Origin of the sequence: Thalassomonas actiniarum (assembly GCF_000948975.2) — a bacterium.
Taxonomy (GTDB): domain Bacteria; phylum Pseudomonadota; class Gammaproteobacteria; order Enterobacterales; family Alteromonadaceae; genus Thalassomonas; species Thalassomonas actiniarum.
Window position 1 is genome coordinate 925,729 of the sequence record NZ_CP059735.1, and the last position, 22,017, is coordinate 947,745.

General features: G+C 47.4%; 16 protein-coding genes and 1 tRNA gene. 7 read left to right on the top strand and 10 right to left on the bottom strand.

Annotated features, from left to right (window positions below; genetic code table 11):
* Positions 1 to 10 precede the first annotated feature (10 nt).
* Together SG35_RS04015 and SG35_RS04020 are read left to right on the top strand one after the other, a co-directional pair.
* Complete coding sequence (locus SG35_RS04015; protein ID WP_044831918.1) at positions 11 to 1,219, top strand: efflux RND transporter periplasmic adaptor subunit; 1,209 nt, start codon at positions 11 to 13, stop codon at positions 1,217 to 1,219.
* Between the two features lie 177 nt (positions 1,220 to 1,396).
* Positions 1,397 to 1,672 carry an HU family DNA-binding protein gene (locus tag SG35_RS04020; protein ID WP_044831917.1) on the top strand — a complete coding sequence of 92 codons (276 nt, stop codon included), beginning with the start codon at positions 1,397 to 1,399 and terminating at the stop codon, positions 1,670 to 1,672.
* 157 nt (positions 1,673 to 1,829) lie between these two features.
* Here SG35_RS04020 and SG35_RS04025 read toward each other — a convergent pair whose 3' ends face one another.
* The 3 genes from SG35_RS04025 to katG all read right to left on the bottom strand — a co-directional run bounded on the left by SG35_RS04025 (position 1,830) and on the right by katG (position 6,169).
* Positions 1,830 to 2,009 (bottom strand): hypothetical protein, encoded by a 180-nt coding sequence (locus tag SG35_RS04025; RefSeq protein ID WP_152646541.1) that lies wholly within the window; start codon positions 2,007 to 2,009, stop codon positions 1,830 to 1,832.
* A gap of 256 nt (positions 2,010 to 2,265) precedes the next feature.
* Positions 2,266 to 3,600 carry a M28 family metallopeptidase gene (locus SG35_RS04030; protein ID WP_152646548.1) on the bottom strand — a complete coding sequence of 445 codons (1,335 nt, stop codon included), beginning with the start codon at positions 3,598 to 3,600 and terminating at the stop codon, positions 2,266 to 2,268.
* 349 nt (positions 3,601 to 3,949) lie between these two features.
* A complete protein-coding gene (gene katG, locus SG35_RS04035) occupies positions 3,950 to 6,169 on the bottom strand; it encodes a catalase/peroxidase HPI (protein ID WP_044831915.1) in 2,220 nt (739 codons plus the stop codon).
* Between the two features lie 272 nt (positions 6,170 to 6,441).
* Here katG and SG35_RS04040 point away from each other — a divergent pair, with 272 nt between their 5' ends.
* The 3 genes from SG35_RS04040 to SG35_RS04050 all read left to right on the top strand — a co-directional run bounded on the left by SG35_RS04040 (position 6,442) and on the right by SG35_RS04050 (position 11,139).
* The gene (locus tag SG35_RS04040) at positions 6,442 to 7,362 is read left to right on the top strand and encodes a hydrogen peroxide-inducible genes activator (RefSeq protein WP_044831914.1); all 921 of its coding nucleotides are present in this window, start codon (positions 6,442 to 6,444) and stop codon (positions 7,360 to 7,362) included.
* Between the two features lie 431 nt (positions 7,363 to 7,793).
* Entirely contained in the window at positions 7,794 to 9,986 is a 2,193-nt protein-coding gene (locus SG35_RS04045) for a hypothetical protein (RefSeq protein ID WP_044831913.1), read from the top strand.
* Between the two features lie 64 nt (positions 9,987 to 10,050).
* Positions 10,051 to 11,139 carry a Fic family protein gene (locus SG35_RS04050; protein ID WP_160298251.1) on the top strand — a complete coding sequence of 363 codons (1,089 nt, stop codon included), beginning with the start codon at positions 10,051 to 10,053 and terminating at the stop codon, positions 11,137 to 11,139.
* A 254-nt stretch (positions 11,140 to 11,393) separates the two neighbouring features.
* Here SG35_RS04050 and SG35_RS04055 read toward each other — a convergent pair.
* Both SG35_RS04055 and SG35_RS04060 read right to left on the bottom strand, forming a co-directional pair.
* Positions 11,394 to 11,470: transfer RNA gene (locus SG35_RS04055), tRNA-Ile, on the bottom strand.
* 221 nt (positions 11,471 to 11,691) lie between these two features.
* Positions 11,692 to 14,418, bottom strand: a complete 2,727-nt coding sequence (locus SG35_RS04060) for a choice-of-anchor B family protein (protein ID WP_044831911.1) — start codon at positions 14,416 to 14,418, stop codon at positions 11,692 to 11,694.
* A 103-nt stretch (positions 14,419 to 14,521) separates the two neighbouring features.
* Between SG35_RS04060 and SG35_RS04065 the strand changes: the two genes are divergently transcribed.
* Positions 14,522 to 15,355 (top strand): MbnP family copper-binding protein, encoded by an 834-nt coding sequence (locus tag SG35_RS04065; RefSeq protein WP_053042905.1) that lies wholly within the window; start codon positions 14,522 to 14,524, stop codon positions 15,353 to 15,355.
* Positions 15,348 to 16,523: an MbnH family di-heme enzyme gene (locus SG35_RS04070; RefSeq protein ID WP_236702548.1), complete on the top strand. Its 1,176-nt coding sequence runs from the start codon at positions 15,348 to 15,350 to the stop codon at positions 16,521 to 16,523. Before SG35_RS04065 ends, SG35_RS04070 begins: the two co-directional genes overlap by 8 nt.
* 5 nt (positions 16,524 to 16,528) lie before the next feature.
* On the opposite strand, the gene SG35_RS04075 is transcribed toward SG35_RS04070, so the two are convergent.
* The 5 genes from SG35_RS04075 to rpsU all read right to left on the bottom strand — a co-directional run bounded on the left by SG35_RS04075 (position 16,529) and on the right by rpsU (position 21,953).
* A complete protein-coding gene (locus SG35_RS04075) occupies positions 16,529 to 17,164 on the bottom strand; it encodes a hypothetical protein (RefSeq protein WP_044831910.1) in 636 nt (211 codons plus the stop codon).
* A gap of 195 nt (positions 17,165 to 17,359) precedes the next feature.
* Positions 17,360 to 19,213, bottom strand: coding sequence for an RNA polymerase sigma factor RpoD (gene rpoD, locus SG35_RS04080; RefSeq protein ID WP_044831909.1), 1,854 nt, complete (start codon positions 19,211 to 19,213; stop codon positions 17,360 to 17,362).
* Positions 19,214 to 19,364: 151 nt separating this feature from the next.
* Complete coding sequence (dnaG, locus tag SG35_RS04085) at positions 19,365 to 21,128, bottom strand: DNA primase (protein WP_044831908.1); 1,764 nt, start codon at positions 21,126 to 21,128, stop codon at positions 19,365 to 19,367.
* A gap of 132 nt (positions 21,129 to 21,260) precedes the next feature.
* Complete coding sequence (locus SG35_RS04090) at positions 21,261 to 21,707, bottom strand: GatB/YqeY domain-containing protein (RefSeq protein WP_044831907.1); 447 nt, start codon at positions 21,705 to 21,707, stop codon at positions 21,261 to 21,263.
* Between the two features lie 30 nt (positions 21,708 to 21,737).
* Positions 21,738 to 21,953 (bottom strand): 30S ribosomal protein S21, encoded by a 216-nt coding sequence (gene rpsU, locus SG35_RS04095; RefSeq protein WP_074500846.1) that lies wholly within the window; start codon positions 21,951 to 21,953, stop codon positions 21,738 to 21,740.
* Positions 21,954 to 22,017: the final 64 nt, after the last annotated feature.

Here is a 22,017-nt window from a genome sequence, read left to right on the forward strand (position 1 = left end):
AGAATAGCAGATGAAAGTCAAACAGGTGAAGTATCTGATTAAATTGCTGCTGGGGCTGGTGGTGGTGGCATTACTGATCTTTGCTTTTATTCCCGAGCCGGTGAAGGTGGATATGTTTACTGTCGCCAAAGGTAATTTGCTGGTGACTTTAGAAGGCGAAGGTAAAACCCGTATCCATGATATTTATACCGTTTATGCTCCCATAGATGGCCGTATCACCCGGATTGAGAGCGAGCCGGGTGACAGGGTAACCGCCGCCGAAACCATTATTGCCAATATGTTCCCCGCCAATCCCCAGTTTTTGGATAAACGCCGGGAAACCCAGGCGAAAGCGGATATTGAAGGGGCGAGGGCAGCGCTGTCACTGGCTAAGGCCAGGGTGAAACAGGCGCAGGCGGAGCTGGAATTTGAACTTTCTGATTTTAAACGTACCGAATTGCTTTATCGCCAGCAAACGGTATCTAAAGCCCATTTAGAGCGGGCACAATTGCGCATTAAAACCCTTAAGGCGGAGCTGGAAACCGCGCTATCCAACCAGGAAGTAATGGAGTCACGCCTGGCGGCGGCCCGCGCCATGCTGGTACAGCCGGAAGAGCAGGAAGAGGCAGGCAACGGCGGCGATTGTCATATTTGCATTCATTCGCCGGTGGATGGCCGGGTGCTGAGAATATTGCATAAGAGCGAAAGTATTGTCGCGGTGGGGACACCGCTGGTGGAAATAGGCAATCCGGCGGATCTGGAAGTCAGCATTGAAATGCTGTCCACCAATGCGGTGAAAGTTAAACCCGGCGACGAGGCCCTGATCAAGCGCTGGGGAGGGGAGCAAGATATCAGGGCCAGGGTGCGCTTGATAGAACCTTCCGGTTTCACCAAGATTTCCGCCCTCGGTGTTGAAGAGCAAAGGGTTAATGTTATTTTAGCTTTTACCGACCCGGCGGCAAAATGGCAAAGCCTGGGGGATGCTTTCAGGGTGGAAGCCGCCATTATCATCGACAAGGCGGAAAATGTGATTTCTGTGCCTTTATCTGCCTTGTTCAGGCAAGAGGAGCAATGGTCGGTTTTTAAAGTGGTGGATGGCTATGTGGTGTTGCAGCAGGTGGAGGTCGGCAGGCGTAATGACAGGTTTGCGGAAATTACTTCCGGCTTGCAAGCGGGTGAGCAAGTGATCAGCTATCCGGGCAATAAAGTGTCTGCCGGTGTGCGGGTTGAAAAAAGGTAGCCGGATTGAACGTTTTTTAGCTAGTCGTTAACAAAAATAGGTGGTTTTATCGCAAAAAACGTTACGCTGGCGCAATAAAAAGCAGTTAATTACGCTACAGGGCACATTTTCATTGCGCTTGAAGAATTTCTTATCTAGTATGCCTTATCAATAATAAACAAATGAGAAGTTAATACCATGAACAAAAGTGAATTAGTAGAAAAAATGGCCGAAGGCGCTGATATCTCCAAAGCCGCTGCTGGACGTGCGTTAGACAGCTTTATAGGCGCCGTAACTGAAGAGTTAAAAAATGGCGGTGACGTAGCGCTTGTTGGTTTTGGTACTTTTAAAGTAACTGACCGTGCTGCCCGTACTGGCCGTAACCCGCAAACTGGCGCAGAAATCCAAATCGCTGCTGCTAAAATGCCTGGCTTCAAAGCTGGTAAAGGTTTAAAAGACACAGTAAACGCATAAGCTGTCAGCTTAAAGTTTCAGAAAAAACCAGCTTAATGCTGGTTTTTTTATAGCCATATCAATATCTCATCAGGTTCATCTGCTAAAAGGCAACATAGCTTTATCAAGTGCCGGTAACCTTTGCGGGCAGTTTTTACCGGCAATTAAATACTGGTGATTAACCGCACCTTCGGCTTACACATTGGCAAGTTTGCGCGTTGATCGTGTTACAAAAGTTCGAGTAATCGTCACCACGTCCGGCACCGGCACCTGCAATTTGAGGGGTCATATCTGCTGGAATAGCTTGGTTATTTTGCGATAAATTTTTTAGTTTCTTTTTATTTAATTTAAGTTTCATTTATACGTCCATATTTAAGATGAGGGTCTGTGCTGAAAAGACGGCACTTAACTAAATTAACGGTTAGCGAAGGTAAGTCAACGAAAAATATGAGGTATTATTGTTTTAAGTGAATCAGTGCGTAGCGATGTTGAACGCTTGAAGAGCTGAAATGTGATGAATCAACAGCACCAGGATTTGCTAATACCGTTCACGCAGAAGTGAACGGTATTAGTGGCTGGAGCTTTTCTATCCAGGTGCAGGTCATTTAATCGGCTTACTGATAACCGCCGAAAGATCCGGCTGGGCCGGGGAAAACGACCGGGCTCTCAAAGCCATCTTTGGAAACACTGCTGACGCCAAAGAAGTAGTTATCAATGACGATGTTCTTTAATTGAAATTCAGTCACATCACCGACATATTGACTGCGGGTCCAGGTAGGCTCTGTGGTCAAACGCCAATGAAGTCGATAGCCGGCCAAATTTTCCGCCATTTTACCTTGGGGTCGTTGCCAGCTCAGTGTGGTCGAGGCTTTTACCGCACCGGTAATTTCCACTTCAGCCGGCGGTGGCGGCGCCCAGGCCATAGCGGCCAGGGTGACGGCATTTAATGATGTCAGCTTGGCGTTATAGGGAAAGTTGACACCGGCAAGCACATCACCGAATTGACGGCCGTTCTCGTTGCGTAAGTTTTGATGTTGGCGATCATAATGTTCATTGGTTTCCATGATCCGTACGCCGGGGAAACCCACTTCATTAAACGGCCGGTGGTGACCGCCGCGGCCAAAGCGATCGAGCCGGTAAACCATCATCACATCAAGATTGGGGATGTAATTATCGGCAATTTTGTCAATATAGCGGGCGATATTGCGGGAGGGAGAGTCGACTTCACCGCCGGTGAAACGACGCTTACGTGCTTCTTCAGCGGTTTCAACAAAGCGGGTGCCTTCTGAAAAGACCCGTGCCGTGGCATTATTGGTAACACCATTGATACCAGAAATGTTGCCTATCATGTCGTTATTAATCACTGCTTCGACACGCCAGCCTTCTTTTTTCGCTATGCCGGCCATGATTTTGCCGCCAAATAATCCCTGCTCTTCTCCCGACAAGGCAGCATAAACAAGAGTGCCGGCAAATTTATGCTGCGACAGTACCCGGGCTGCTTCAAGTACACCGGCGATGCCTGAGGCATTATCATTGGCACCGGGGGAGTCACTGGTGGCATCTAAGGGATCGGTGACCCGTGAATCTATATCGCCGGTCATGATGATATAGCGGTTAGGATCTAAAGTGCCCCGTTGGATGGCGACAATATTAACCACTTCTGTTGGCTGGGGAATGCGTTTTTCACCGGAAAACGTCTGTTTTTGTACAACCACTTCTAAACAACCATCACACCGAGCCGAAATTTGCTCAAATTCGCTTTTTATCCAGCGTCTGGCGGCGCCGATCCCCCGGGTATCTGATTGTGTTTCTGACAAGGTATGCCGGGTGCCAAAACCCACGAGTTCAGTCACCGTTCGTTTAACCTGCTCGGCACTCACTTCTGCCTGGATTGTTCTCAGTATGGGCTGCTCTGTCGGCGGCACCCGGGGCAAATCTTTTGCGGCCATTACGCTTTGGGGTAATAAAAATGCGGAGATGGCCAGTGTGATAACGCCGGGTCGAAAGGCTTTTAACATCATAAGGTTCCGTAATTATTTAACGATTGACTGAGAGTAGCACAAGCGAGTGATAACTGACCATAAATGTCTTAAATGCCATCGTCTCTCTTACTGGCACAGGGAAAGATAGTGATATCGGGAGGGCCTGATGGGGAACTGCTAACAGGGGCTCTGGCCAAGCACCTTAGGCTTGCTTGTTTATTACCAGGGAGCTGTTCAGGTCTTGTGAGCTTTAAGCCGTATTATCCACAGCTTAAAACTCAAAACCTTAGTAGCTTCTGGTGAAACTTCTTGCAGCTTACTTTAAGTCAAAGCGATCTAACTGCATGACTTTGACCCAGGCTGTCACAAAGTCACTCACAAACTTCTTGTCGGCATCGTCTGAAGCATAGACTTCAGCAATTGCCCTTAACTCAGTGTTAGAGCCGAAAATGAGATCGACAGGGGTAGCTTGCCATTTTAACTTGCCTGAGGCGCGGTCATGACCTTGATAAATGCCGGTATTACCTTTGGCTTTAGTCCATGTTGTAGACATGTCTAACAGGTTGACAAAGAAGTCATTGGTTAATACGCCTGGCTGGTCGGTAAAAACACCTAAAGCGGAGCCGTCATAATTGGCATTTAATGCACGCATGCCGCCAACGAGTACCGTCATTTCAGGGACGTTCAAACCTAATAAGTTGGCTTTGTCGATGAGCATTTCTGCCGGCGACATATAGCTTGTCTTGCTGTAATAGTTACGGAAACCGTCTGCTGTTGGCTGTAAATAATTGAATGATTCAATATCTGTTTGCGCTTGTGAGGCATCGGTGCGCCCGGGCTTAAAGGGGACTTCAAGGTGATGGCCTGCCTGTTTTGCCGCGCTTTCAATGGCGGCAGCACTGCCCAGGACAATTAAATCTGCCAGCGATACTTGCTTGTTAGCAGATTTGCTGTTGTATTTCGCCTGGATTGATTCAAGCTTTGCCAGTACTTTGTTTAGTTCAGCTGGGTTATTGACTTGCCAGTTTTTTTGCGGCTCAAGCCTGATGCGGGCGCCGTTAACACCGCCGCGCATATCGGTGACACGATGGCTGGCAGCAGCAGCCCAGGCGGTTCTGATTAATTCAGAGTTGGTTAAGCCAGAATCAAGCAGTTGTTTTTTCAGTTTGGCGATATCTTTTGCGTTAATAAGCCGGTGTTTAACGCCGGGAAGCGGATCTTGCCATAACAGCACTTCACTTGGCACTTCTGCGCCAACATATCTTGCCCGGGGGCCCATATCGCGGTGAGTTAACTTGAACCAGGCCCTGGCAAAGGCGCGATCAAACTCGCTGGGATCTTTTTGAAAGCGCTCGACAATTTTTCTAAAGCCCGGATCTTCTTTTAATGCCAGGTCGGTTGTGAGCATGATAGGGGCATGACGTTTATTGGCTATATGTGCATCCGGTACCAGGTTTGCTGCTGCTTTATCGTCGGGAATCCACTGAATGGCGCCGGCAGGGCTTTTACTTTGTATCCAGTTAAAGTTCATCAGGTTGTCTAAAAAGTTGGATGACCACTGGGTCGGGGTTACGGTCCAGGCACCCTCTAAACCACTGGTTGAGGTATCTGCACCTTTACCTGTGCCACACTTGTTTTTCCACCCTAAACCTTGTGCTTCAATCTCTGCGGCGGCAGGTTCCACGCCGACACATTTATCCGGTTTTTTCGCGCCATGGGCCTTACCCAGAGTGTGGCCGCCGGCGATCAGGGCGACAATTTCTTCATCATTCATGGCCATGCGGCCAAACGACATTCTGATGTCTTTAGCCGCCAGCAGGGGGTCGGGATTGCCGTGGGGTCCTACCGGATTAACATAAATTAAGCCCATTTCTACTGCCGCAAGCGGGCCTTTGAGTTTGCCTTTTTTGTCTCTGCGTTTGTCATCCAGAAAGGCGGTTTCCGGACCCCAGTACACTAAATCAGGTTCCCAGTCGTCGCTTCTGCCGCCGGCAAAACCAAAGGTTTTAAAACCCATGGATTCAAGGGCAACATTGCCGGAAAGCACCATTAAATCTGCCCAGGAAAGTTTGCGGCCGTATTTTTGTTTGACCGGCCATAGTAGCCGCCGTGCCTTGTCCAGGTTGGCATTGTCGGGCCAGCTGTTCAGCGGATCGAAGCGTTGCTGGCCGCCGGCAGCACCGCCGCGGCCGTCATGGACACGGTAAACCCCGGCGCTGTGCCAGGCCATGCGGATCATTAACGGGCCGTAATGTCCCCAGTCTGCGGGCCACCAGGTTTGAGAATCGGTGAGGGTTGTCTGAATGTCTTTTTTAAGCTGTTTTAAATCAAGGGTTGCAAAGGCTTTGGCATAATTGAACTGTGCGCCGTAAGGGTTGGACTCTTCGCTGTGTTGCCTGAGCGGACTCAGGTTGAGTTGCTCCGGCCACCAAAATTGGTTGGTTTTTGCTTCACCACTTGCCTGCACTGTAGTCGACAGCGCCGCAGAAGATAAAGCAACAGATATTGCTACTATAGGAAGTGTGTTTTTGAACATTGTAATGCCTCTTTCTTATCATAAGTTTGTCAATAAATCCCTTTAAGTAGGAAGAGAGTAGAATAGAAAAGGCTTGTTGAATAATTGATTGAACTGAAGATAATGTTTGATATTTTTAATTATAAAATGCTGCTGCTTTTAATAGAAAATACAAAATGTTAGCAGGCTTTTGTCAGCGATGAACGGTGTTGTCAGGTTATATTGCCGTGATAAGCTATAGTCAAACTGATTAAAAAAAGCTTTATGTTCAATAAAAACTATCATCGGTAAATATGATTTCATTAAAACAACTCCATTATGCACTGGCAATAGAGAAGACACTGCATTTTAAAAAAGCTGCTGAAGCTTGTAATGTCTCGCAATCGACTTTAAGTATTGCCATTAATGAGCTTGAGAAGCACTTGGGGGTCACCATCTTTGAGCGGAATAACAAACAGGTGCTGATCACGGATAACGGTCGGTTGATCCTCAATAAAGCGAAAAAGATCAAACTGGAATTAGACGAACTTTTACAAGTCTCACAAATAAATAAGCAGCCTTTTTCCAGCCCGATGACGATAGGGGTTATCCCGACTATCGGCCCTTACCTGCTGCCAAAAGTGTTGCCCGAGATGCGAAAAAAATACCCGGATATCAGGTTGAAAATCGTTGAAGAACAATCTCATGTACTGGTTGATAAGGTGAGAAGCGGTGACATAGATGCGGCAGTGCTGGCCTTGCCTTTTCCCATCGAAGGGCTGATGCGTTTTGATTTTTGGCAGGAAGACTTTTATTGGGTGAGTCATAAAGATGAGTGCCCGAGCCAAATGCAGGAAATCACCAGTGAAGAGCTGGAAGTGGAAAAGCTGATGCTGCTTCGGGAGGGGCATTGCTTAAAAGACCATGCCTTGGCCGCCTGCAGTTTGCAGAGCCAGCAACAGAACGCGGACTTTGATTCTTCAAGCTTGCATACCTTAGTACAAATGGTCGCCGGAAAGCTCGGCAGCACCCTGGTGCCGCAGATGGCATTAGATCAATTGATCTATGATGAATCAGAGCTTAGGGCGGTGCACTTAAATGAACCCGGACCTCATAGAACCATTGCCCTGGTGATCAGGCCGAATTATGTCAGGACAAATGAAATTATCTTGTTGCAGGGGATCTTTCATGCTCAGTTAACTGAAAAGTGCGAGTTGATTAAAAGCGGATTTTGAGAAGGTAACCTACGGCATTGTCTGATGTAAATAAATCACTTTAAAGGTTATGAGGTGGGGGATAGTTAATACGGCCTGCAAAAGTGTTGCTCCCTTCCTTATGACTTGTCGCTTGGTTAATAGCTGGAATGATTTGGCTTTATTGTTTTTTTAGATTTAACTCAAGCACTTAAGTCTGTTTTTTTGGGGTTGGTCGCAGTTCGCTAGAGCTGTTTCCATATCCTAAGTCTTGCCTGTTTTGGCGTATTTTTGATCTGTTAAATGCTTCCTTTTACCAAAGTAAATGCAGAATTTACCTGGTTTCACCATGTTTTACTGGTCTTTTTTTCTGCTAAATCTTCAAAATCATGTTCGAGCATCCAGCTGTTTGGGGTGTGATCAGTGTGGTCTGTGTCGGACCATAAATAATGTTGTATACCAAGGAATCGTTTATGAAACTGCAACAAGTCAGTAATGCAGCACTGCTAGGTGTAGCATTGAGTGTAACCGGCAGTCAGGTTGCTGCTTTTGAAAAATTGGTTGCCGAGCAACCGGTTAAAACTATAGAACAAGATGAAGATTATGGTAAAAATAATAACCTTAAAGGATGGGGCTGGAATCAGGGAGGTGAAGCGTTAGTTGATGGCAATAAAAAACAGAGAGAGCTAGGTATACAAAGTGTTGTTGATACTACTGATGGCGGGGGCTCTCAGACACAAACCATCACCCCCCCGGCAGAAGTTCCTGAAATTAAATATTTTGAAAAAAACAGCTTTTTTTATGATGAATCCCTTAATGAACTGAGCCTGGCGATAGGCTCTGATGACAGTATTGAAGGGGGGATTTATCAAGTTAGGGTAAATGAAGACGGCCGTGGCTGGCGGGATGTAGCCCAAGTGCCAAGCAGCCGGTTTGCGGAAGTTGATATTACGGTTTCAGCACAAAAGAGTGTTGAGATGGCAGTACGGCCTTGTTTACAAAGTGATTCAGCGACCGATTCGACGGTAGATTTAAACGCTGAATGTGGGGATGCGGTCAGTGCGGGGATCAGTTATAAAGTGCCGGATAGGGCACGCTTAGGCTGGACAGATGTGATTGAAATGCAACTTCCCACTTATGCGCCTAATGCCCGTATTACCGGTGTGGATCAGCTGCTGGAAAAAGGCTATGACATGGTGCGTGACGGTATGAACATCAGTGCTCATTGTTTTGTCACACCGCCGGGAGAGAACCATACCAGTGTTCCAAGGTACTCAACGGAACAAGACTTCCAGTTAATTAAATCCCATCAAATGGCCATTAATGTGCTGGATATCAGCAATACCTTGCAGGGCTCGATAACCTTTAATGGCATTGACTCAAGGGATAATAAGTATAAACACTCCATTTATCAGCAGGCGATGAAAACGACAGACAAAACACTGTATGTGGGAAAATTCCGCCATGTCAATCAAGAGCTTGTCTCCCGGCCCAGCAGTCAATTGAGTTTACTGGATAATTATCAGCAAATGTTGATAAATGGCAGTAAAGAAAACTTCAGGAGCGCCTGTGGCGACAAATATGTTTCATCACTCGAGCTCGGGAAAGAAATTTATTACTATATTCGTATCTTAAGTGAAGAAGGACATATATATAACAAGGAGGAGAGAGAGAGCAGGTTCGGGGTGTTATTCAAAGAGTTGATATCCTTGAATTTTGATGGTACGAAAAAAGCGACTTTGCTGGCTGAGTTCAGTAACTATGAGTTTGAAATAAAGTCGGTTTCTGCTGGAGCCGGGGCTGCCAGCGCCATAAAAGCACATAACTCGCTGGAAGAATTCCTTGCAAGCCTTGAACAATTCTCTGATGTGAATGACAACACTGCCAATTACACCGCCATAGGGATGAAAACGCAGGACTATCCGGTGCCCGAAGCGCTGATAAACAAGCCGTTTAATGAAGTGTTTTTAGATTATCCCACTATCTTAGGTAAGATTGAAGATTGGTCTTTATTTAATGATCAGGTTGAAAAGCGTTGTGAAATCTATGGCTCCAGCGCTGAATATGTCACCGAAGCCGGCATGAAAATCAATAATGAAGTTGCTAAGCTCAATCTTGATGGGGTAAAGCGTACCCAATATGACCTGTGTGGCATGGTACGTAGCACCATAGCCAAAGAATACAGCCATTGTCTTGATGACAGAATGTGGGGCTCATGTCTGGCTGGTCCCAGAGACGGGCGTTGCATGATTGGCAGTCAAAACTGTAATGACTATGCCGTGAACATCAATGTCTGGACGCCGGTGACAGCTTCTAAAACCTTAAATGTCTATAAAGGGGACTGTGCGGCAACCACAGATTGCGTGGAAACTTTCTGGCAACAAGCCTGTCTGACTTCACCCTCCCATGTGTTGGATTATAGGGTCAATTATGGCTTGAATCTGGTGGATGTATTTGACCGTGTTGCAGATGGGGTAAGCGTCAACGAACAAAGGCTTTGGTATGTCAATAGCTTGGTTACCGAGCAGTTTAAAAGTAATAATCTGCAGTGTGCCCGGTTGTCGGCAACCCTGGTATCTAAAGCCTGGCGGCAGAATACCTCTGAGTATATCGGTGAAGTCACCATCCACGGCTTAGAGTTCATTCCTAACATGAATTATCAATAAACCTTTAATTGAAATGATTCTTAGCAGGCAAGAAGTTTTCTTGTCTGCCTTTTGGGAGGTATTTATGGCTAGCTATGAAACTCAAATGTGGCAAGCTAATCAGCAGCCATACCAGGCTTATGTACCGGATGCCATAGCGGACAAGGAGTATTTTACTTCTCTTCGTTTGCAAACCGCGCTAAATCAACTTAATGAAAGTGCCATCGCCAAAGTGCATCAAGGCTTTTTTACCCGTTATCTGGCAGGCAGTGTCAGCTTACGGGAGGGGGCCAAGGTGTCTCATAAACAGTTGGCCCTTTGTTCTGTCGGCATTCCAAATACAGAACCTTTGGTGCAGGATTTATGGTCTCAGATGAATTATTTTCAGCGAGGCAGTATCTTTGCGCGAAGTTTTTTTAACGGGGTGCAAAGCTGGGAGAAAAACTCATTACTTGCACTGCACTCAGTATTGGCTCCTGAAGTCAAAAACAAGGGAAGATTTAGGCTTTCATCCTGTTGGATCGGCGCTAAAACCCCGACAAAAGCACGGTTTGTTGCGCCAGAACCAACAAGGCTTGAGGAGCTGATGGAAGAGTGGTTAGCTTATATCCGTTTACATACTCCGCTAAGTCTGGAGCAAATACTCATAGCTTATGATCAGTTCCTGGTGATCCACCCGTTCAGTGACGGTAATGGCCGTGTATCACGTGTGTTTATGGATGCTACTTTGAGTCATTTGCGCACTGGCTATTGGCTGCATCCGCTGTTTTTTCGTCTGGCAAATTCCAGTAAGTGTTATATTAATGCCCATAACGCTTATCAAAGGGATGAAATCGATTCCTGGCTGAATTACTGGGAAGATGCCTTTGAATGGTTAGTGATGAAACAGCAACTTATCGCACAGGCACTGGAAGCGTGTGAGCAGGCTTTCAAGCGTACTTTGGTCTGTACGGCAATACCTAAAGGATGGTCTGAGCTTGTACGACAGCTTTACAGTACGCCGATTATTACCATGGAAATAGCGCATCGTTATCTTGATGCTGCAACTTTGATGTTGCAGCTTGGTTTATTAAAAGTGAAGCAGGTTGCCTTTATGGGTAATGCTACTGTGCTTGAGTGCCCACAGATATTTAAACTTTGGCAGCAGTGGGAAGATATATTGCTGCGTCATTAATTTTTGCTTTGTTGCTGAGTTATAAGTGTCAGTGGATGAAGCGATAAGGGAGTGACGATAGCCGGATTGTTGTCACTCACTGCCTGGTTGCTTATTATTTAAATTTTTCAGTGATGGCCTCGTTAGCGGCGCCTATGGCGGCGTATATATTAACGATAACAGCAGCATTTATTTTAAATGTTAAAGCTGGTCTGCCTGGAATCTGGCATCAACAGAGTGATGATACAAGGGAAATACTAAATAAAAGGAAAGAATGGTGGCCCCTCCCTGACTTGAACAGGGGACCTGCCGATTATGAGTCGGATGCTCTAACCAACTGAGCTAAGGGGCCATTCATCTCGCTTTAAGAGATAACAGAGACGCACCTCAACTAAAGCGGGTGGCAGTATAAGCATTTTTTATTTTGTTGTCACCTATTTCTAAAGTAAAAAAATACGATATTTTCCAAACGCCTAAATAGTATTCAAGTATTGCTGCCAAGCTGGTCGTTTTAGCTACCCGAACACTTTCAAGTATCCGGGGGCTTGACCATCTCAGCTTTGTGGGTTTTGTTTATCGCCGACGGCGTCGCCAAATAAGCGGTAATAACATCAGTAAATAACTTAAATGGAAAGCACCGCCTCCGCCACCGGAATCACCGGTATCGGATGTTGAGCCTACGACGGTTACATTGATACTGTCTGTGGTGGTGGCGCCTTTGCTGTCGGTTACTGCTAAAGAAAAGCTTAGTTGGCTGGCATTGTCGGGGGCAATAAAGCTCATGCTGTTTTGCGTGCTATCAAACATGGTGACCGTTGGCCCCGAGCTCTGGCTCCACAGATAGCTGAGGGGATCGTTTTCCGGATCGCTGACGGTGGAAGTTAAGGTGTGTGACTGGCGGGTATTGACCTGCTTATCTTCCCCCAGGTTTACCGAAGGGGCCTGGTTGCTTTCGTCATCTGAGATGGTAACCGACAGTTGATTAAAGTTACCCAGCCGGCTGTCATTTACCGAAACCAGGTTCAGGGTAAAGGTTTCTTCTTCTTCCGACAGGTCATCATTGATCAGTGCCAGGGTGATGGTTTTGTTGCTCTTGTCGCCATCGCTCCAGGTGAGGGTGCCGCTGGTGTTTTCTACATCTTCATCTATTAATGCGCTGTTGTTTTCCAGCTGGTAGCTGACCGAGACTTCTCCTTCGGTATTGCCTTCGCGGGAAACTGTGATGCTTGCCGGTCCCTGGTTTTCCGGCAGTATGATCTCTTCCCGGGTGAACCCTATAACACCGGTATTGGCCTTGCCGGCGATATTAACCGTCAGGTAGCTGGGGGAAGAAATGGTTGCGCCGCCGGTGGGGTTATATAAGCGCAGGTAAAAACTTTCGCCGAATTCGTCATCGCCCTCGCTGTCCACATCGGCAAGCACAGCAACCGAGATGGTTTTAACCGTGTTGTCGTTGCCTGTCCAGGTCAGGGTGCCGCTTACCTGGGTGTAATCTTCATCGGGCAAGGCACTGCCGGGCAGTATTTGATAGGAAACGCTGGTATCGCTTGTCGGGGCATCGGCATTGCGTTGTACGCTAATTTCGATACTTTCGCCTTCAACAGCGCTGATGGCTGACTGGCTGAAGCTGATATCTCCCTGTGGGGATGTCTGGCTGTTATCTTTTAAAATATACAGGCCGCTGTTGATATCACTGAGCAGGATATTGCCCGAGGGCAGGAAGGGATATACCCCCCAGGCGCCGTTATAGGTGGCATTATCGGAGGAGGGAAAGGTATCAAAGTAAGCCACTTCCACCGGGGTTGCCGCCTGGCTGATATCCAGTACCGTTAAGCCCCGTTCATAGGTGGACATATAATAGCGGTTGCCGCGTACATAACCGTTGTGATCCGCTGCCGCGGTATCGCCGGTCCAGGTACCGATTTGCAGCGGGTTGTTTAAATCGGCGATAGAGAACATCCTTAAAGTCGTGTTCAACCCGCCTACTCTTTCATCGAATTCATCGTGTAAAAAGATGGTTTGTTGATCTTCACTGGCCCAGCCGGAATGCACATATCGAGCCTCCAGGGGGACATCATCATATTGTGCCGAGCCCAGCTGGCTGATATTGTCGGGATTTGAAATATTCCACAGCTTCATTTCATTTTCATTGAAATCAATGAATACCGTGCAGTTGCCATTGCTCTGACAGTCGCTGGCGGCCCTGTTATCGCTGATCACCACAGAGCTGCCGTCGTGGGTGTAGCCGTTGCCGACCGAGGCATTGTTTAATGCGGTGAGCGAGGCCGGATTTTCCAGCGAGTAGTTGTGAAAGGCGCCGCTGAATTTATTGGCGCCGAGCAGTTGCAGGCTTGGGGTGAGTCCCTGCTTGGCAATGTTTAATGTTGGATCGGTATTGCTGATATAAATGTTATGGGCGGTGGCCACTGCGGTATTTTTTTCCGCCAGGGTCACCGAATGCGGCAGGTTATTTAAGTTGATGATAGTGACATAATCAAGGGTGTTGTCGACTGTGGCATAGGCGTAGGCGCGCCATACTTTGAGGTTATGGTCATAGTACTGGTAGACCTTGATATCGCGCCAGTTTGAATTGGCGCCCGCTATGGTACCTACCTCAACCGGGTTGGCAGCGTCGCTGATATCCACCACGGCAATGCCATTGGTCAGTCCCATCAGGGCGTATTCATTGCCGGTATTGAGGTCAACATGTCCCCAGATATCGCTGGCGGCGCCCGGGCTGGTGGAGAACTGGCTCAGCGGCATATGGGCCAAGAGGTCGATATTTTTGCAGGCAAAATTACCGGCCTGGCCGTTGCTGCAGTTTTGCTGTGATTGTGCCCGGCTTAAGCTGGCGTAGTTATCAAGCTGTTTTTTCAGTTTTTTTTCATCAATGTGGGATTTACCGTCCCCAACCAGGGAGAAGCCCTGCTGGCGTAAGTTAGCGGCCATTTCTGCCGGCACTCCCTGTAGCAGGGTGGGGTTGCTATCCGGACTTTGGCTCTGGTAATGGTCAAAACGGTTATAACCGCCATAAACCGGTACTAAGGCACTTTTTAAATAGAATAACTCTTCGGTGGAATTGATCGGGTAGGTACCGCCGGCCACTAATATCTTGTCGCCTTTATTGGCCTGGCTGACCGCGTAGGCGATGGTTTTACAGGGGCGCAAAGCCAGGTCGCATTTACCCTTATCCTGCCCCTGGTTGGCAACAAAACGGGCTTTGTCGTGTTCTGAGTGGGCAAAGCTGGCGCTGGAAAAAAAGGTGGTCAACAATGAAAGATAGACTATTTTTATTATCATAATTTAAGCCTTTACCTTGATCCGATGAAATATCTATGGTGCTTAGATTAGTTTTTAGTATACGATAATCATTTGAGTTGTCAGCATGTTTTTATGGGGCTTAATGTCTGATATTAAATTGTTTTTCTTAACGCTGCTTAAAATAACCGCTTTTTTTTCTGTGCTTTTTTCCCTGGCGGCTTGCGATCGTAATCAAGCGGTCAAGATCACGGTAACCCCGGTTTACCAGCAGCAGGTGTTAGCGTGCAACAAGCCTTTTTCTCATATGGATAAAAGTTGGCGTTATCAGCAGCTGCAGTTCTTTATCAGTGATCTTGAGGTTATTAGCCAAGGTGATGATTCAGCCTCTGGCGAGGTAAATAACTTATGGCAAACCTGGCCGATGCTGGAAAGCGAGTTTCAGTCAGGTATGGTTGCCTTGCTGGGGCAGGTATGCTCGCCTGATGACAGGGATGCTACTTCGGGCAACTGGCAGTTAGCCTTGGCACCTTCCTTTGAGCTTTCGAGCATAAGCCGGATACGTTTTACTTTGGGGGTTCCTTTTAGTTTAAATCATCAAAATCCGCTGACACAAAAAAGCCCGCTGAATGAGCCATCCATGTTTTGGGTCTGGCGTACCGGCCATAAGTTTTTACGGCTTGAGATGGTTTCAAAAGATGATACCTGGTTATTTCATTTAGGCTCTACCGGTTGTTCGGCTGTCAGTCCGGTAAGGCCCCCGGCAGAGGAGTGCCGCCAGCCAAACCGTTTTCAGTTTGAATTTGCCTTTGACAGCAAGACCCCTGAGCTGCGCCTGGATTTATCTCGTTTATTAACCCAGGTAACATTAACCAGAGAAAAGAGTTGCCAGTCTGCCCCGGAAAATCCCCATTGCCGACAGATACTGGCCAACCTCAGCGAGCCTGAATCCCGCTTGTTCCGGGGCAGTGATGATTAATTTAAAAACAAGTATTTCTTCCTCAAGGATCCGGCTATTGATATTATCCCTGCTGATGGGCTTTTGGCTGACCGGCTGTGGAAAAAACCAGGAGGTCGAAGGTTATCAATGGCCGATAATCGACGGTTTTCCTAAGCCCCAGGTACCGGCAGATAATCCTATGTCCGCTGAAAAAGTGTCACTGGGGCGGATGCTGTTTTATGATAAAAACCTGTCTGCCAATCAAACCCAGTCTTGTGCCAGTTGCCATTTACAGGAATATGCCTTTGCCGAGCCCCTGGCTACTTCGGTAGGTTCTACCGGTGATATACACAGGCGTAATGCTCCGGCCCTGGTGAATATTGCCTATAACAAAACCCTGACCTGGGCTCACGACGGTTTAACCAGCATAGAGCTTCAGCTGTTATTGCCTATGTTTAGCGAATCTCCGGTAGAGTTGGGGATCACTAACCATGAGCAAGAGGTACTGGCCCGTTTCCAGACACCGGCTTATCGCGCGCTTTTTCGTCAGGCGTTTCCCGATGATTTTTCCTTTATTTTTGGCAGCGAGGAGGTTAGTTTTGACTTGATCACCAAAGCGCTGGCAAGTTTTGTTCGCAGTTTAATTTCCTTTGATTCCCCCTTTGATCATTATGCTTACTGGCGGGACGATTCGGCGTTGCCGGAGGAAGCGATTCGCGGTATGAATTTGTTTTTTTCGGAAAGGCTCGAATGCCATCATTGCCACGGTGGTTTTAATTTTACCCAGTCAACCGGCCATGAGAAGCAGTTAATTGACCGGAGGCCGTTTCACAATATCGGCTTATATAATGTTGACGGAGCGTCCCTCTACCCGGTTGAGGACAATGGCCTGGCAGAAATCAGCACCCTGTCTGCCGATAACGGCCGTTTTCGTGCGCCTACCCTGAGAAATGTTGCCGTCACTGCTCCTTATATGCATGATGGCAGTATCAAGACGCTGGAGCAGGTGATTGACTTTTATGCGGATGGCGGCAGAAATATCATCCAAGGCCCCTACCGGGGAGACGGCCGTAAAAACATCCTGAAAAGTCCCTTTATGAAAGGTTTTACCTTAACGACCAGGGAAAGGCATGACTTACTGGCGTTTTTACATTCGTTAACCGATAAAGCGTTTTTAACGGCGCCTGAACATGCAGCACCCGAATAAAGAATTTAAAAGCTAAAGCTCAGTCCGGCGGTGATCTCTCCCTGCAACCATAAATCACTGGAAACCGAGGCGATACACCCCTGGTTACTGCAAAATAACTCGCCGTCGCTGTCGAAGAAAGTGGCAAATACTCGGGCGTCGACACGAAAAGCCAGCTGCTCATTGATGGGCAAACGTGTTTGTAAGCCGAGATTGATTGAAAACTGGCTTTCACTGTCAAAACGTGAGCTTTGCGGCGCCAGGTAGGTAAGTCCTAAACCACCGGAAAATTTTATCGGCACGGGGACATGAGTGAGCGGTACATTGCCGCCAATATGCAGATAAGTAACATCAATCTTGTTATGCGTCGAGAATGAACTTGCGTTATGGCTGGTAAAGTCTGTCTGATAATGGCTGATCAAAAACTCCCCCTGTCGCTGGTCTGAATAGGGCCAGGCGATACTAAAACCGTAACTGGATTTATCCTCCAGTGAAAGTTCGGTTTCTATTCCTGTTGCCGGATCGGTTTGCTCAAAATCGCCGTCTAAGCGATAGCCGACAAAAGGGGTGAATTCTAAGTTCTGGTTATCGTGAGCAAGGGCGTCAAGGGGAGAAAAAACGACTACCGACAGGATAAATGATAAGGACAAGGCTTTACACATGGCGGTTCCATCTTGGTGTGGGGTAGGTTAAGTATTTATTGTGAAAGAAGAAAAATCCAGTTTTCAGGGCTTTCGCGGGAAGAGGGGAGATACAAACGTTTTTATTGGCTAGCAAATTCCAGACATAAAAAAAGCATGTTTATCTGAGATAAACATGCTTCCTATTAACAGTAAGAATGTACTTACGCTCCGTGTCTATTCACCGTCTAAGAAGCTTTTCAGCTGCTCTGAACGGGACGGGTGGCGAAGCTTACGTAAGGCTTTCGCTTCAATCTGACGAATACGCTCACGGGTAACGTCAAACTGTTTACCCACTTCTTCCAAGGTATGGTCGGTATTCATATCAATACCGAAACGCATTCTTAATACCTTGGCTTCACGGGCGGTTAAACCGGCAAGCACTTCGTGGGTGGCATTTTTCAGGTTTTCAGAAGTGGCTGAATCAACAGGCAATTCACCGCTGCCATCTTCAATAAAGTCACCTAAGTGCGAATCTTCATCATCACCGATCGGGGTTTCCATGGAGATCGGCTCTTTGGCAATTTTTAATACCTTACGGATTTTATCTTCCGGCATTATCATGCGCTCGGCCAATTCTTCCGGCGTCGGCTCGCGACCCATTTCCTGCAACATCTGGCGGGAAACACGGTTAAGCTTGTTGATGGTTTCGATCATATGTACCGGAATACGGATAGTTCTGGCCTGATCGGCAATGGAGCGGGTGATCGCCTGACGGATCCACCAGGTGGCATAAGTCGAGAACTTGTAACCGCGACGGTATTCGAATTTATCCACCGCTTTCATCAGGCCGATATTACCTTCCTGGATCAGATCCAGGAATTGCAAACCACGGTTGGTGTATTTCTTGGCGATTGAAATAACCAGACGTAAGTTGGCTTCAACCATTTCTTTCTTGGCACGGCGGGCTTTCGCTTCACCGATTGACATACGACGGTTGATGTCTTTAATACCGTGAACATTCAGGAAGGTTTCCTGTTCAAGCATGTTGAGTTTGTAGATACAACGTTCAACGTCCTGCTCAACATCGGCCAATTTGGCTGAATAAGGTTCGCCGGCATTCTTTTGCGCTTCAAACCAGTCTTTTGAGGTTTCATTACCCGGGAAAATCTTGATGAAAGTCGCTTTTGGCATGCCTGCGCCAACCACACAGTGTTTCATGATCAAACGTTCTTGAACACGTAAACGGTCCATCACGCTGCGCATGTTTTTCACCAGGCGGTCAAATACTTTAGGAATTAAGCGGAACTCTTTGAAAACATCGGCGATACCGTCGATGGCAACTTGAGAATCGGCGTGGCCGCGGCCTTTTTCGTCGATGATCTTATTGGCATGCTCGTAAGCGGCACGTAGCTGGGCGAACTTTTCTTTCGCCAACTCAGGATCAGGACCGGTTTCTTCATCGTCCTCATCGCTGTCGCTGTCTTCGTCATCGTCGAGATCTGCATCTTCATCTTTCAGATCTTCATCTGACAGCTCTGAACCGATATGGGTGGCTGCGGCAGCGATATCGTCGTCTTCGGCATCCGGATCCAAAAAGCCGACTATGATGTCGCTTAAGCGAATTTCTTCGGCAACAAAGTTATCCCATTGCTCCAACAGGAAGTTGATGGCCGGCGGGTATTCGGCAACGCTGTGTTGTACTTCCTTGATACCTTCTTCGATGCGTTTGGCGATAACGATCTCGCCCTTGCGGGTTAACAGCTCAACGGTACCCATTTCACGCATATACATACGTACCGGGTCGGTTGTGCGGCCGATTTCGCTTTCTACCGTTGCCAGCGCCGCCGCGGCAGCTTCTGCAGCATCTTCATCGGTATTGGCTTCACTCATCATCAACGTATCCGTATCCGGTGCGTTTTCAAACACCTGGATACCCATGTCGTTGATCATTCGAATGATGTCTTCAACCTGATCGGAATCGATAATATCCTGAGGAAGATGATCGTTAACCTCGGCAAAGGTTAAGTATCCTTGCTCTTTACCTTTGGTTATTAACTCTTTAAGTCTGGATTGTGGGGCTTGAACCATTGACGAGTGTCCACCTATGTAGGGCTATCAAAATAAGAAAAAATAAAGCAGGAAATTGTAGCAAAGCCACGGATAAATTTCCAGCAATAAACGTTTTCGATACTAAATTAGCATTGATTTAATTATAGTCTTTGTTGCTATTGGTATCGTATTATGCGTTTAGCAGCGCCTGAAGTTCCTGTTTTTCAACCTGGGTCATCTGGCCTGTTCGCGCTTTTTGTAATAACACTTCTGTTCTTTGTTCGACAAAAGTGTTGAGTAATTTTTCAATACTGTCTAAAAAAACATCTTCGGCAGCATCGGCTTCAACATGATGCTGCCAGCACATGAGTTTGTTCAGCTGTGTTCCCTGCTCGGTATCGCGGAAATATTCCAGCAATTGTGCGCTGTTAATGTCCGGATTTTGCTGGCACAGGTTTACCAACTGGCATAATAGCGGGATCCCGGGTACGTTTAACTGCTGTAATATCGAGGGATCCGGCAATGCTTTTACTATATGGGGATGCTCAAGCAATAATGCAATAGCCAGCCTGACCGGAGTGACTTTCGGCTGTTTTTGCTTGGGCGCCGGTTTGCTTTCCTGGCCGAGGTTTTTATTGAGCTTGGCCTGGAGCTGTTCGCTGCCGGTGCCGAAGTTATTGGCCAGCTCATTGATGATCGAGTCTTTTAAAATGCTGTCGGGCATTTTTTGTAAAAACGGCTGGAAAGAGTCCACCAACGCAGACTTGCCTTCCAGGGAATTCATATCGACCGAAGCCAGCAAATGTTCGAACAGGAACTTTGATAATGGCGTGGCGCCGTCGAGAATTTTTTCGAAGGCTTCTTGTCCCTGCTCGCGTACCAGGGAGTCGGGATCTTCGCCGTCGGGTAAAAACACGAACTTGAGGGAGTAACCGTCGCGCACCAGCGGCAGGGCATTTTCCATCGCGCGCCAGGCGGCATCACGGCCGGCCCGGTCGCCGTCGTAACAGCAAATGACTTCTTTGACGGTACGAAACAGGGTTTGCAATTGTTCGCCCGTGGTCGAGGTGCCTAATGATGCCACGGCATAATCCACGCCGTGCTGGGCCAGGGCCACCACATCCATATACCCTTCAACTACCACCAAGCGCTCTAGTTGCTTATTGGCCTGTTTGGCTTCATACAGGCCGTATAATTCCTGGCCTTTATGATAAACCCGGGTTTCCGGCGAGTTCAGGTATTTCGGGGTGCCGTCTGCCAGCACCCGGCCGCCGAAACCTATGACCTTGCCGCGTTTATCGCGGATAGGAAACATGATCCGGCCACGGAACCTGTCGTAGGGGCGGTTTTTCTCCCCCTGAATAGCCATGCCCAAATCTACCAGCTGTTGGCTTACTTGATGGTTGCCGCCAAAGACTTTCATCATGCCGTCCCAGGCATCGCTGATATAACCTATGCCGAAGCGTTTAACGATCTCGCCGCTCAGACCCCGGCCTTTCAAGTATTCAATGGCGGTGTCTTTATCGACGGCGACTTTTAACTGCTGCTGGTAAAATTTACTGATTTGCCCGAGCAACTCGTAGTCATCCTGCTTTTGCAGATAGGCTTGCTGTTGTTTTATTTGCTGGGCGGGACTTTGGTTGGTTTGCTCCCGCACCACTTCCATATTATTGAGTGATGCCAGTTCTTCGATGGCATCAACAAATTCCAGCCGGTCGAATTCCATCAAAAAGGAAATGGCGTTGCCGTGTTCGCCGCAGCCGAAGCAATGATAGAACTGCTTGTCCTGGCTGACGGTAAATGACGGAGATTTTTCGGTATGGAAAGGACAGCAGGCCTGGTAGTTTTTTCCTGCTTTTTTTAACGGTACACGCGCATCTATAAGTTCAACGATATCAGCCCGGGCCAATAAGTCATCGATAAACTGTCGGGAAATGAGTCCGGTTTTTGCCACGTTTTCAGGTACCTTTAGCAATCACAAAAATAACGGCGGGAGTGCTTGAAACAATTTTACATGTTTCAGAAAAAAATAAAACCGCGAGGCAGAAGCAATCGCGGTTTTTTTGTCGGGAGATTAAAGTGCCGGTTAAGCGTTTAGCTTGGCTCTGACCTGACCGCTGACTGCGCCCAAATCGGCTTTACCTTGCATTGCCGGTTTTAATACTGCCATGACTTTACCCATGTCAGCCATTGAGGCCGCACCGGATTGTGAAATGGCATCAGAAATCATTTTGTCGATTTCATCGGCTGTCAGGGGCGCCGGAAGAAATTCTTCCAGGACCACGACTTCGGCAGCTTCGGCTGCGGCCATTTCATCTCGTCCACCATCAGTGAACATAGCGATGGATTCTTTACGCTGCTTAACCATTTTGGTTAATACCGCGATAATGCCATCGTCATTCAATTCAGTTTTCTCATCGATTTCGATCTGCTTAATAGCAGACAACGCCATACGAATAACGCCAAGACGTACTTTGTCTTTGGCACGCATCGCGTTTTTCATCTCATCTTTGAGTTGGGTAAGTAGACTCATGCTACAGTCTCAGTAAGTACTAAGGGATTCTTAGTACATGCGAACGCGACGTGCGTTCTCACGAGAAAGCTTTTTAGCAGCGCGCTTAACAGCAGCAGCTTTTTTACGCTTACGTTCCCAAGTCGGCTTTTCATAAGATTCGCGACGACGAACTTCTGAAAGGATACCTGCTTTTTCACATGAGCGCTTGAAACGACGTAATGCAACGTCAAATGGTTCGTTTTCTCTTACTTTAATTACTGGCATGTTGCCTATCTACCTTAAATGTATCTATATAAATGGGTGAATAAAAAAACCTGACTGGTTGAAT

What these genes read in the sequence shown, in the direction of transcription:
- SG35_RS04015 (WP_044831918.1), top strand. Translation starts at nt 11, where the DNA reads ATGAAAGTCAAACAGGTGAAGTATCTGATTAAATTGCTGCTGGGGCTG.
- SG35_RS04020 (WP_044831917.1), top strand. Translation starts at nt 1,397, where the DNA reads ATGAACAAAAGTGAATTAGTAGAAAAAATGGCCGAAGGCGCTGATATC.
- SG35_RS04025 (WP_152646541.1), bottom strand. Translation starts at nt 2,009, where the DNA reads ATGAAACTTAAATTAAATAAAAAGAAACTAAAAAATTTATCGCAAAAT.
- SG35_RS04030 (WP_152646548.1), bottom strand. Translation starts at nt 3,600, where the DNA reads ATGGCCGCAAAAGATTTGCCCCGGGTGCCGCCGACAGAGCAGCCCATA.
- katG (WP_044831915.1), bottom strand. Translation starts at nt 6,169, where the DNA reads ATGTTCAAAAACACACTTCCTATAGTAGCAATATCTGTTGCTTTATCT.
- SG35_RS04040 (WP_044831914.1), top strand. Translation starts at nt 6,442, where the DNA reads ATGATTTCATTAAAACAACTCCATTATGCACTGGCAATAGAGAAGACA.
- SG35_RS04045 (WP_044831913.1), top strand. Translation starts at nt 7,794, where the DNA reads ATGAAACTGCAACAAGTCAGTAATGCAGCACTGCTAGGTGTAGCATTG.
- SG35_RS04050 (WP_160298251.1), top strand. Translation starts at nt 10,051, where the DNA reads ATGGCTAGCTATGAAACTCAAATGTGGCAAGCTAATCAGCAGCCATAC.
- SG35_RS04060 (WP_044831911.1), bottom strand. Translation starts at nt 14,418, where the DNA reads ATGATAATAAAAATAGTCTATCTTTCATTGTTGACCACCTTTTTTTCC.
- SG35_RS04065 (WP_053042905.1), top strand. Translation starts at nt 14,522, where the DNA reads ATGTCTGATATTAAATTGTTTTTCTTAACGCTGCTTAAAATAACCGCT.
- SG35_RS04070 (WP_236702548.1), top strand. Translation starts at nt 15,348, where the DNA reads ATGATTAATTTAAAAACAAGTATTTCTTCCTCAAGGATCCGGCTATTG.
- SG35_RS04075 (WP_044831910.1), bottom strand. Translation starts at nt 17,164, where the DNA reads ATGTGTAAAGCCTTGTCCTTATCATTTATCCTGTCGGTAGTCGTTTTT.
- rpoD (WP_044831909.1), bottom strand. Translation starts at nt 19,213, where the DNA reads ATGGTTCAAGCCCCACAATCCAGACTTAAAGAGTTAATAACCAAAGGT.
- SG35_RS04090 (WP_044831907.1), bottom strand. Translation starts at nt 21,707, where the DNA reads ATGAGTCTACTTACCCAACTCAAAGATGAGATGAAAAACGCGATGCGT.
- rpsU (WP_074500846.1), bottom strand. Translation starts at nt 21,953, where the DNA reads ATGCCAGTAATTAAAGTAAGAGAAAACGAACCATTTGACGTTGCATTA.